General features: G+C 73.3%; 2 protein-coding genes and 1 pseudogene. All 3 read left to right on the forward strand.

Going from position 1 to position 12,081, the window contains the following annotated elements:
- Nucleotides 1-2 precede the first annotated feature (2 nt).
- Nucleotides 3-5,831, forward strand: a pseudogene (locus ACFWPS_RS41050) (SDR family NAD(P)-dependent oxidoreductase); the annotation flags it as partial.
- Between the two features lie 73 nt (nt 5,832-5,904).
- A complete protein-coding gene (locus tag ACFWPS_RS41055; RefSeq protein WP_383715563.1) occupies nt 5,905-7,089 on the forward strand; it encodes an FAD-dependent oxidoreductase in 1,185 nt (394 codons plus the stop codon).
- 127 nt (nt 7,090-7,216) lie between these two features.
- Nucleotides 7,217-12,081 (forward strand): acyltransferase domain-containing protein (locus ACFWPS_RS41060; protein WP_383715566.1); only part of this gene is annotated, 4,865 nt, incomplete at its 3' end.

Consider the following 12,081-nt stretch of genomic DNA (forward strand, 5'->3'; position numbering starts at 1 on the left):
GCGTGAGCAACGACCAGAAACTCCTCGACTACCTCAAGCGGGTCACCCTGGAACTGCACGAGGCCCGCTCGCGCGCGGACCAGGCGGAGGCACGTCTGGCCGAACCCGTCGCGATCGTCGGCATGGCGTGCCGGCTCCCCGGCGGAGTCCACACCCCGGACGGGCTGTGGGAGCTGCTCCGCGAAGGCCGGGACGCGGTCGGCGGACTCCCGGAGGACCGCGGCTGGGACATCGACGCACTGTACGACGAGGATCCCGGCCGACAGGGCACCCTCTACGTGCGCGACATCGGATTCCTGCGCGACGTCGCCGACTTCGATCCCGGCTTCTTCGGAATGTCCCCCCGCGAGGCGCTGACCGTCGACCCGCAGCAGCGGCTCCTGCTGGAACTGGTCTGGGAGACGGCGGAGAGCGCCGGCATCGCACCCCGCTCGCTGCGCGGCAGCCTTACCGGGCTGTTCGCCGGACTGATGTACAACGACTACGGGTCCCGTCACTCCACCGCGCCCGACGGCTTCGAGGGCTATCTCGGCAACGGCAGTTCGGCCAGCATCGCGTCCGGGCGGATCGCCTACACCTTCGGCTTCCAAGGGCCCGCGGTGAGCATCGACACCGCGTGTTCCTCCTCGCTCGTCGCCCTCCATCTGGCCTGCCAGTCGCTGCGCCTTGGGGAGTCCACGCTCGCTCTGGCGGGAGGCGTGGCGGTGATGTCCACCCCGGGCGCCCTCGTGGAGTACAGCCGCTTGCGGGCGCTCTCCCGTGACGGGCGGTGCAAGGCGTTCGCGGAGGGCGCCGACGGCACCGGCTTCGCCGAGGGCGGATCCATGGTCCTTCTGGAGCGGTTGTCGGATGCGGAGCGGTTGGGGCATCCGGTGTTGGCGGTGGTGCGGGGTAGTGCGGTGAATCAGGACGGTGCGTCGAACGGTCTGACGGCGCCGAGTGGTGTGGCGCAGGAGCGGGTGATTCGTCAGGCGTTGGCGAATGCCGGTCTGGGGCCGTCGGAGGTGGATGTGGTGGAGGGGCATGGGACGGGGACGCGGTTGGGTGATCCGATCGAGGCGGGTGCGTTGTCGGCGGTTTTTGGTGGGGGTCGTGAGCGGCCTTTGTGGTTGGGGTCGTTGAAGTCGAATGTGGGTCATGTGCAGGCTGCGGCGGGTGTGGCGGGTGTGATGAAGATGGTGTTGGCGATGCGGCATGGTGTGTTGCCGCGGACGTTGCATGTGGGGGAGCCGTCGTCGCGGGTGGACTGGTCGTCGGGTGCGGTGCGGTTGTTGACGGGGGAGCAGGTGTGGGAGGGGCCTCGGCGGGCGGGGGTGTCGTCGTTCGGGGTGAGTGGTACCAACGCGCATGTGGTTCTGGAGGCTCCGCCGGCCGTACCGGCCCGGGAGCCCGCACCCGACAACGCACGTCTGCTTCCCCTGCTGCTGTCCGCCCGCGACCCCGAGGCGCTGCGCGCTCAGGCGCGTGCCCTGCTGCCCGAGTTGGCCCGGCACCGCTGGGACGACATCGCACGCACTCTCGCGCTGCACCGCGACGCGTTCGAGTACCGCGCCGCCGCCTGCGGCCGCACCCGCGCCGAGACGGCCGAGGCGGTGCGCGCCCTGGCCGAGGGCGGCACGTCCGACGCACTCGTCCGCGGCAGCGCCGAGGGCACCGGCAAGGTCGCCTTCGTGTTCCCGGGCCAGGGCAGCCAGTGGACGGGCATGGCGGTGGAACTGCTGGATACGGCCCCGGTGTTCGCCGAGCGCTTCGCCGCGTGCGAAGGGGCGCTGGCCCCCCACCTGGACTGGTCGCTGACCGAGGTGCTGCGCAGCGGCGAGTACGAGCAGGTGGACCGCATCCAGCCCGTGCTGTTCGCCGTGATGGTGTCCCTGGCGGCGCTGTGGCGGTCCTGCGGCGTCGAGCCCGACGCGGTGGTCGGGCACAGCCAGGGTGAGATCGCCGCCGCGTGTGTGGCCGGGGCGCTGAGCCTGGAGGACGCGGCGATGATCGTCGCGCTGCGCAGCCAGGCCCTCGTCGAGGTGGCCGGCCAGGGCGGCATGATGTTCGTGGCGACGGGGGCCGTGCCGCTGCGCGAGCGGATCACCGCCTGGGACGGCCGGATCGGCGTCGCCGCTGTCAACGGGCCGTCCTCTGCCGTCGTTTCCGGTGAGCCGGCCGCGCTGGCGGAACTGGGCGCGCGACTCACCGCCGCCGGAGTCTTCCACCGGCCGGTCCCCGGTACGGATATCGCGAGCCACTCCCACCAGATGGACCGCCTGCACGACGACCTCGTCCGGAAGCTCGCGGGAATCCGGCCCGGCGACACCTCCGTTCCGATGTACTCCACGGTCACGGGCGGACGGGTGGCGGGCTCCGACCTCGGTCCCGACCACTGGTATGCCAACCTGCGCCGTACGGTCGTCTTCCAGCAGACGGTCCAGGCGATGGCCGAGGACGGCTTCGGGGCGTTCGTCGAGGTCAGCCCGCACCCGGTGCTGACGACCAGCATGCAGGAGGTGCTGGACGAGGGCCCCGCGGGCGGTGGCGCGGTCCTCGCCACGCTGCGGCGCGGTCAGGGTGACGAACACGGCTTCCTGCGCGCGCTGGCCGAGGCCCACGTACACGGCGTGCCCGTCGACTGGCAGGCCGTGCACGCCCCGGGCGACGCACGCCCGATCGCCCTGCCCACCTACCCGTTCCAGCGTGACCGCTACTGGCTCGATGCCGTTCCGGCGACCGCCGACGCCGCGGGCCTGGGCTGGGAAACGTACCCGCACCCCCTGCTGAAGGCCGAGGTCGACCTCGGTGAGGACGGCCTGGTCCTCACCGGGCGGCTCTCCCCGGCCACCCACAGCTGGCTCGCCGATCACCGTGTCCTCGGAAACGTCCTGGTACCGGGCACGCTGCTGGTGGACCTCGCGCTGGCCGCGGGACACCGGGTCGGGCGCCCCCGCCTGGCGGAACTGACCCTGCACGCACCATTGGTGCTGCCGGAGGACGGCGCTGTCGCACTCCGGGTACGGGTGAGCGCCGACGGCCGCGCGGTGACCGTGTCGTCCAGGCCCGCGGGCGCCCGGCAGTGGCTGTGCAACGCCGACGGCACCCTGGACGCCGCGGGGCCCGCACGGCGCGCCCCGGAACAGCCGCGGTCGTGGCCGCCTCCGAACGCGCGGCCGGTCGACATCGAGGGCCTCTACGAACGCAGTGCGGAGGCCGGAGTCGGCTACGGCCCGGCGTTCCGCGGGCTGCGTGCCGTCTGGCGGTCCGGCGACGAGCTGTTCGCCGAGGTGGAGCTGCCGGAGCAGGTACCGGCCGGCGGATTCGCCGTGCACCCCGCGTTGCTGGACGCCGCTCTGCATCCCCTCGTCCTGGACGCCAAGGAGGTCAGGCTGCCGTACGTCTGGTCGGGCGTCTCCCACGGCGCCGCGCCGTCCGGGCGGGTCCGGGTGCGGATCACGCCGCAGGGCCCCGAAGCGGTGAGCCTGCACGTCGCAGACGGCGCGGGGACGCTGATCGCGTCCGTGGACACGCTGGAGACCCGTCCGCTCCCACCACGTCTGCTGCGCCCGAACGTGGCCGACCGGCTGTTCCGCGTCCACTGGGTCCCGTCCGCCGTCACCGAGGGCGCGGCGGTCGAGACCGTGCGCGTCGGCTCGGCGTTCGACGCGCTCGACGCGGTCCGCACGCGGCTCGACACGGACCGGCCGGCACCGCTGGCCGTATGCGTGGCGCCAGGCCTCGACGGCGCGGCGGCCCGTGGTCTGCTGCGCTCCGCCCAGGCCGAACACCCCGGCCGCTTCACCGTCGTGGAGTGCCCGGAGGACGCCGATCCGGACCTGGTCAGGGCGGCCGCGGCCACCGGTGAACCCGAGGTCGCGATCCGCGGGGGCGAACTGCGCGTACCGCGTCTGGTACGTACCGCCCCCGCGGCCGGCCGGCCCGTGGAGTTCCCCGGCGAGGCGACGGTACTGATCACGGGCGCGGCGGGCGGCCTGGCCGGGCTGGTGGCCCGCCACCTGGTCACCGAGCACGGCGTGCGGCACCTGCTGCTGGTGAGCCGCCGGGGCCCGACGGCGACCGCCGGACTGGAGGCGGACCTCACCGCCCTCGGCGCGGCGGTGACCTCGGTGGCGTGCGATGTCACCGACCGCGGACAACTGGCGGGCGCGCTGGGCGCGATCGCACCGGCACACCCGCTGGGCGCCGTGGTGCACTGCGCCGGGGTCCTGGACGACGGACTCGTGGCGTCGCTCACCCCGGCCCGCCTGGCGGCGGTGCTGGCCCCCAAGGCGGACGGCGCCTGGAACCTGCACGAGCTGACCCGCGAGGCCGACCTGTCGGCGTTCGTGCTGTTCTCCTCGGCCGCCGGTGTCCTCGGCGGCGCCGGCCAGGCCAACTACGCGGCGGCCAACGCCTTCCTCGACGCCCTCGCCCAGCACCGCCGGGACCTCGGCCTGCCGGCCCAGTCCCTGGCCTGGGGCCTGTGGGCGTCGGAGAGCGACATGGCCGGGGAGGCGGACCGGCACCGGCTCGACCAGGCCGGGATCGGTGCCCTCTCCGCCGAGGAGGGCCTCGCCCTGTTCGACGCGGCCCTCGCGGCCGACGAACCTCAGCTCGTACCGATGCGTTTCGACCCGGCGGCCCTCGCCGGGCAACAGGTGCCCGCGCTGCTCGACGACCTCGTCCCGAGCCGGGTTCCGACACGTCCCGCCCGCGCCGGACGCCTGTCCCGCATCCTCGACGCGCCGCCCGCCGACCGCGAGAACCTGGCCCTCGCGCTGGTGACCGGGCTGGCCGCCACGGTTCTGGGCCACGCCGATGCCCAGCATGTCGCCCCCGACCGGAACTTCCCGGAGCTGGGCCTCGACTCGCTGGCCGCGATCAATCTGCGCAACCTGCTCAACGCGGAGACCGGCCTGCGCCTCCCCGCCGGCGTGGTCCTCCAGCACAGGTCGCCGCGTGCCCTGGCGACCACCGTGGCCGAGGCACTGGCCACCGGGGACCGACCGGCTGCCGGCCCGGCCCCCTCCGACCTGCTGGTGTCCATGTACCGCAACGCCGTGGCCGGGAACCGGGCGGTCGAGGCCATGGAACTGCTCAGGACGGCGGCCACGTTCCGGACCGTGTTCACCGAACCCGTCACCCCACCCCAGCCGGTACACCTGGTGCGGGGAACCACCGGCCCGCGGATCCTCTGCTTCCCGTCGGTCGTGGCTCCCTCGGGAGCCCACCAGTACACGCGGTTCGCCGCGGGCCTGCGAGGCGTGTGCGACGTGACGGTCCTGCCGTTGCCGGGATACGGGCGGGAGGAACCGCTGCCCGCCGGCGCCGGGGTCTCGATCAGCACCATGGCGGCCGCAGTCCGGGAGGCGGCCGGGGACACGCCCTGCGTACTGGCCGGACATTCGGCGGGAGGCTGGTTCGCGCACGCCACGGCGAGCGCCCTGGAGGCGGCGGGCGCCGCGCCCCTGGCCGTCGTACTCCTCGACACCTACGAACCGGCCGGCCCGATGGGCCACGCCATGGTCACCAGGCTGATCGACGAAGGTCATGTGGCGCGCCGCGAGATCACCGACGGTCTGCTGACAGGCGAACAGCTCACCGCGATGGGCGGTTACCTGCGCCTGTTCCAGGAATGGGAGCCCGGACCCCTCTCGGTTCCGACCCTCTTCGTCCACGCCGCGGACCCGCTGGGTGACGGACCGGAGTGGCAGCGGGCACGGTGGCGCCCCGAACACGCCGAACGGACCGTTCCCGGTGATCACTTCACGATGGTGGAGAGGCATGCCGAGTCCACGGCGCTGGCCGTGCACGCATGGCTGCGTGCCGAATTCCCCCATGCGTTCTGAACCTCATGAGATCTGAACCCCATGCGTTCTGAAACAGCCGACCCCACTCGTTCACGACTGCGGAAAGTGATCCATGAACCTGAAGACACTCATCATCGGCGGCGGCGCCGGAGGTACCACGCTGGCCCTGGCCCTGCACCGGATCGGTGTGGAGGCCGTCGTGTACGAGCGCGACAGCGACTCCCACACCTACGAAGGACACCTGCTCAGCGTCGGTTCCAACGGTCTTGACGCCCTGGCCGCTCTCGGGGTCGAACTGGACGGTTTTCCCATCCCCAACCTGCCCATGTACACCGGCAGCGGGAAGTACATGGGCACGCTGTACAACAACGCCGTCTCCGAAACGGCCCCCACCAGCCTGCTGATCTGCCGGGGAACGCTGGAGCGGACCCTGCGGAACCTGTGCGTCGAGCGGGGGATCCGCATCGAGTACGGCAGGGAACTGGCATCGTGCACGGTCGACGACGACGGCGCCACGGCCGAGTTCACCGACGGGACCACCGCTGAGGGGGACGTGATCGTCGGCGCCGACGGCGCCCACTCCCGCGTCCGGCGGTCCCTGTTCCCGCAGACCGCGGACGCGACCTACACCGGCGTCCTCGGACTGGGCGGCCGTTCCCGCCCGGGCACCGTCGAACCGACACCCGGGGTGTGCGTGACCTCCTTCGGGTACGAGGGGCACTTCAACTACCACGTCGAGGCCGACGGAAGCGTCCAGTGGCTGGCGTTCGCGCCCAGGCGGGAGCCGGTCGGGCCGGATGACAGCACCACCGAGAAGGAGTGGCAGGAGTGGCTGCTGGACGTCTACGGCCGTGACATGCCCGTCGTTCGCGAGATACTCGCCAACGCCACCGGCCCCATCGACGTCCGCCTCATGGAACGACTGCCCAAGCCCCCGGCCCGCCACCGGGGGCGGGCCGTGCTGATCGGCGACGCGTGCGCGATCACCGGGCGGATCGGCGCCGGCACGGCTCTCGCGATGGAGGACGCCGTGGTCCTCGCCCAGTGCCTGCGGGACATCGAATCTCCGCAGCGTGCCTTCGCCACCTACCAGGCGCTGCGCACCCCGCGGGTCGACAAGGTCGTCAAGTGGGGCGAGATGAACGCCAAACCGGTGAAGGTGCGCACCCCATGGGGCATGCACCTGCGCGACTTCTTCGGCCCGCTGCTCATGAAGTGGATGCCTTCGCTGGTCTCCATGGACTGGCTCTACGGACACCACATCGACTGGCAGCAGACGGTCCGCCCCCAGGACTGAGACCTCCCACCAGGGGCTGCAGGCCCCTGTGACCGGCGCTCCGTCCGTGGTGGACGGGGCACCAGCCGTTTCCGGTCGGCCGCCACCACCCACTGGCAGCACCTGACGCTCGGAAGGTTCCGCAAGCATGTCGCACACCTCGGACCGCACACCTCTGCCCTGGCTGCTGTCGGCGGACAGCGCCCACGCGCTGCGGGAGAAGGCCCGCCGGCTCGACGCCTACCTTCAAGGCCGCGAGCCCGCCCTCGAAGACGTCGGGCGCTGGCTGACGGGGCACGCGGTCATCGACGGCCCCCACCGGGCGGCGGTGAGCTTCCGCGACCGGACGCAACTGCTGGAGAGAATGGCCGCGTTGGCGAAGGGCGGTCGATCGAACGGCCTGAACACCGGCAGGGGGGCGCCGGGCGACGTCGCGTTCGTCTTCCCCGGCGCCGGATCCCAGTGGCCGGGCATGGCCGCCGGACTGCTGGACTCCTCGCCCGTCTTCCGGGCCCGGATGGACGACTGCGCCCAGGCGCTGGAACCCCACGTCGACTGGTCACTGATCGACCTGGCCCGGAATCCCGACGCGGGCGCGGAACTCGCGCGCACCGATGTCGTCCAGCCGGTGCTCTTCGCCGTCATGGTCTCGCTGGCGGACCTGTGGCGTTCGTACGGCGTGGAACCGGCCGCCGTCGTCGGCCACAGCCTCGGAGAGGTGGCGGCGGCCGCGGTGAGCGAGGCCCTGTCCCTGGACGACGCGGCCCGGGTCGCCGCTCTCTGGAGCAAGGCCCAGGCAACTCTGGCGGGCCGGGGCGACATGGTGTCCGTGCGGGCCTCGGCGGACGAGGTCCGGGAGCGGCTGCCCGCCTGGGGCGGCGAACTGGTGCTCGCCGCCGACAACGGGCCCTCCTCGGTGCTCGTCTCCGGCGGGACCGCGGCGGCGGCCGAACTGGTCGAGGCACTGGGAGCCGACGGGGTGTCCGCGCGGCGGACGTCCGTGGGCCTGGCCGCCCACTCACCGCAGATCGAGGCGATCCGGCCCCGGCTCCGGGCGGACCTGGCAGTGTTGCGGCCCCGCGCGCCCCGTCTGCCGTTCCACTCCTCGCTGATGGCGGGACAGGTGTCCGGGCACCCGCTGGACGCCGACCACTGGTGCGACAACCTCTGCCGACCGGTCCGCTTCCAGGAGACCGTCCGGGGCCTGCTGGCCTCGGGCCGCCACGTCCTCCTGGAGGTCAGCCCGCACCCGGTGCTCACCTCGGCGATGCAGGACACCGTCGAGCACCTCCGGGCCCCCGGCTCCGTGGTGGCAACCCTCCGCCGTCAGCACGGCGGACCCGATCGCATGGCGGCCGCCCTGGGCGAACTGTGGGCAGCCGGAGCGCGAGCCGACTGGCCGTCCGCCCCGGCGGAGCCCGCACCGGCGGATCTCGCGGCACTGGTGGACCGGCCCGCCCCGGATCCCGACGAGCCGGCCGCGGACTCCGACGAGCCGGCCGCGGACGCGTCCGCGAGCACGGCCGCCGCCCTCGCCGGTCTCCCGGCCCGGCAGCGTCGCACCGCACTGGCGGATCTGGTCTGCGCCGAAGTGGCCGCGATCCTCGGCCGCGACCGCCTGGAGTCGCCCGAACGGCGGCGTCCGTTCCTGGAACTGGGGCTGGACTCGGTCACCGCGATCGAGGTACGGAACCGGATCATCGAGGCCACCGGCCTTCCCCTGACCGCCGCGGCGGTCTTCGACCATCCGACCCCCGCGCTGCTCGCCGAGCATCTGGACACCGTACTGGTGGCCCCCGCCGCCGCCCCCTCACCCGCTTCCGGCGCCGGGCCGTCCCGCCGTCCCGCCCCGGCCGACGAACCCGTCGCCATCGTGGGCATGGGATGCAGGCTGCCTGGCGGGGTGCGCAGCCCCGAGGAGCTGTGGCTGCTGCTGGACGAGGGCCGGGACGCCGTCTCGGCCTTCCCCGCGGACCGGGGCTGGGACACGGTCGGGGCATACGACGCCCGGCCGAGGACAGCCGGACGGTACTACCAGCGCGAAGCCGGATTCCTCCACGACGCCCCGCTGTTCGACGCGGAGTTCTTCGGGATCTCCCCGCGCGAGGCCCTCGCCATGGACCCGCAGCAGCGGCTGCTCCTCGAGACCTCCTGGGAGGCGCTCGAAGCCGCCGGTATCCGGCCGGACGCGCTGCACGGCAGCAGGACCGGCGTCTTCACCGGACTGATGGCACTGGGCTACGGACCGGCGCTGGAGGACGTCTCGGACCTCGCCGGTCACCTGCTGACCGGCACCACGGGAAGCGTCGCCTCGGGGCGGGTGGCCTACGCGCTCGGTCTGCAGGGGCCGGCGGTCACGGTGGACACGGCCTGCTCGTCGTCGCTCGTCGCGCTGCACCTCGCGGCACAGTCCCTGCGGTCCGGCGAGTCGGACCTGGCCCTGGCCGGCGGGGTGACCGTGATGCCGGGGCTCGGCATGTTCCTGGAGTTCTCCCAGCTCGGCGCGCTCGCCCCGGACGGCCGGTGCAAGGCGTTCGCGGACACGGCGGACGGCTTCGGTCTGGCCGAGGGCGCGGCCGTACTGGTGCTGCAGCGGTTGTCGGACGCACGTGCCCAGGGCCGCCGGGTACTCGCGTTGGTACGCGGCTCGGCGGTGAACCAGGACGGCGCGTCCAGCGGGCTGACCGCGCCCAACGGTCCGTCGCAGCAGCGGGTCATCCGCGACGCCCTGACCGCCGCAGGACTGGCCGCACGCGACATCGACGCGGTGGAGGCGCACGGCACGGGGACGACCCTGGGTGACCTGATCGAGGCGGAGGCCCTCCTGGCCACCTACGGTCAGGACCGGGACGGGCGGCCGCCGGTGCGACTCGGCTCGCTCAAGTCCAACATCGGCCACACCCAGGCCGCCGCGGGCGTGGCCGGTGTGATCAAGATGGTGCTGGCGATGCGCCACGGGTCGCTGCCCCGGACCCTGCATGTGGACCGGCCGTCGTCCCGGGTGGGCTGGGAGCAGGGCCGCCTGGAACTGCTGGCGCGGGAGACGCCGTGGCCGGATACGGATCGCCCCCGGCGGGCCGGCGTGTCGTCCTTCGGTATCTCGGGCACGAACGCGCACGTCGTCCTGGAGTCCGCCGCACCACGGGACACCTTGGCCGACGCGGCGCCGGGGCCCTCTGCCGCCGCGGCGCCGGAGCCCTCCGCCGACGCGGTGCCGTGGGTGCTGTCGGGCAGGACACCGGAGGCGCTGCGTGATCAGGCGGCCCGGCTGCTGACTCACCTGGAGGCCGGGCCCGCGCAGGACATCGCCGATATCGCCGACATCGGCTGGTCGCTGGTTGCCACCCGCCCGGCGTTCGAGCACCGGGCCGCCGTGGTGGGCGCGGCACCCGGCGAACTGCTCACCGGACTGCGGGCCCTGGCCGCCGGCGAGGCGGCCGCCCACATGGTCGAGGGCCGGGCGGACGACGCCGCGAAGGTGGCGTTCGTCTTCCCCGGGCAGGGCTCCCAGTGGGCCGGCATGGCGCGGCAACTCCTCGACACCTCACCGGTGTTCGCCCGCGCGATGGCCGAATGCGACACCGCGCTCGCCCCGTTCGTCGACTGGTCGCTGCTCGACGTCGTCGACGACTCCGCGGCGCTGGAGCGCGTCGACGTCGTCCAACCGGTGCTGTGGGCGGTCATGGTGTCGCTGGCCGGGCTGTGGCGGTCGTACGGAGTCGAACCGGCCGCGGTGGCGGGCCACAGCCAGGGCGAGATCGCGGCGGCCTGCGTGGCCGGCGTCCTCTCGCTGGAGGACGGCGCCCGGGTGGTCGCCCTGCGCAGCCGGGCCATCGCGGAATCCCTGGCCGGACTCGGCGGCATGGTCGCCCTGCCCCTGTCCCAGGATGCCGCGACAGACCTGCTCGGCCGGTGGGCGGGGCGCCTGTCGCTCGCGGCGGTCAACGGTCCCTTCTCCACGGTCGTCTCGGGTGAGGCCTCAGCCGTGGACGAACTGCTCGTGGCCTGCGAGACGGCGGGGATACGGGCCCGCCGGATACCGGTGGACTACGCCTCGCACTCGCTCCAGGTGGAGCGGATCCGCGACCGGCTGCTGGCCGACCTCGCGCCGGTGGCGCCCAGGGCGTCGTCCGTACCCGTGTACTCGTGCACCACCGGCGAGCAGGCGGACACCCGGACCTGGGACGCGGGGTACTGGTACCGCAACCTCCGGGAGACGGTCCGATTCGCGTCCGCGAGCCGGGCCATGGTGGACGCGGGCGTGTCGGTGCTGCTGGAAGTGAGCCCGCACCCGGTGCTGGTGACCGCCCTGCAGGAGACCCTCGAAGCAGCCGCTCCCGCCCGACCGGGTCGCACGGCCCTCGGCACCCTGCGCCGGGACGACGGCGGACCACGTCGGCTCCTGCTGTCGCTGGCCCATCTGTACGCCCACGGAGTCGGCGTCCGGTGGGAGGCCCTCTTCCGCGACGCTCGTGAGGTCGAGCTCCCCACCTACGCGTTCCAGCACCGCCGCTACTGGCCCGAGGCGGGCGTGGTGCCGCGGCACCACGTCGTCGACACCGAGTTCTGGGAAACGGTGGAGCAGGAGGACCTCGGCGCCGTCGCCGCCGCGCTCGGCGTGGCCGACGAGGCGTTGTCGCCCGTGCTTCCCGCGCTCTCGTCGTGGCGGGCACGCCGCACCGAGAAGTCGACCGTGGACGGGTGGCACTACCGGGAGACCTGGACGCCGCTGCGGATCACGGGCCAGAGCTCTGGCACGTGGCTGCTCGTGCTGCTTGACGGGGCAGCGGAGGACTCGTGGACGTCGGCCGTGGTCGGGGCCTTCGGGGAACGGACCGCGGTGCTGCGCCTCCATGAGCCGGACCGCGTCACCGTCGCCCGGGAACTGGCCGATCTGGCGGCGGGTGGTTTGTCGCCGGCGGGGGTGGTGGTGTTGGTGCCGGGTGGTGGTGGGGGGTTGGGGTTTGTGTTGGGGGTGTTTCAGGGGGTGTTGGATGCGGGGTTGGGTGTGCG

It is taken from the genome of Streptomyces sp. NPDC058457, assembly GCF_042720695.1.
In the GTDB taxonomy this organism is placed as follows: Bacteria; Actinomycetota; Actinomycetes; order Streptomycetales; family Streptomycetaceae; genus Streptomyces.

Coding starts and splice junctions, on each gene's coding strand:
- ACFWPS_RS41055 (WP_383715563.1), top strand. CDS start 5,905: ATGAACCTGAAGACACTCATCATCGGCGGCGGCGCCGGAGGTACCACG.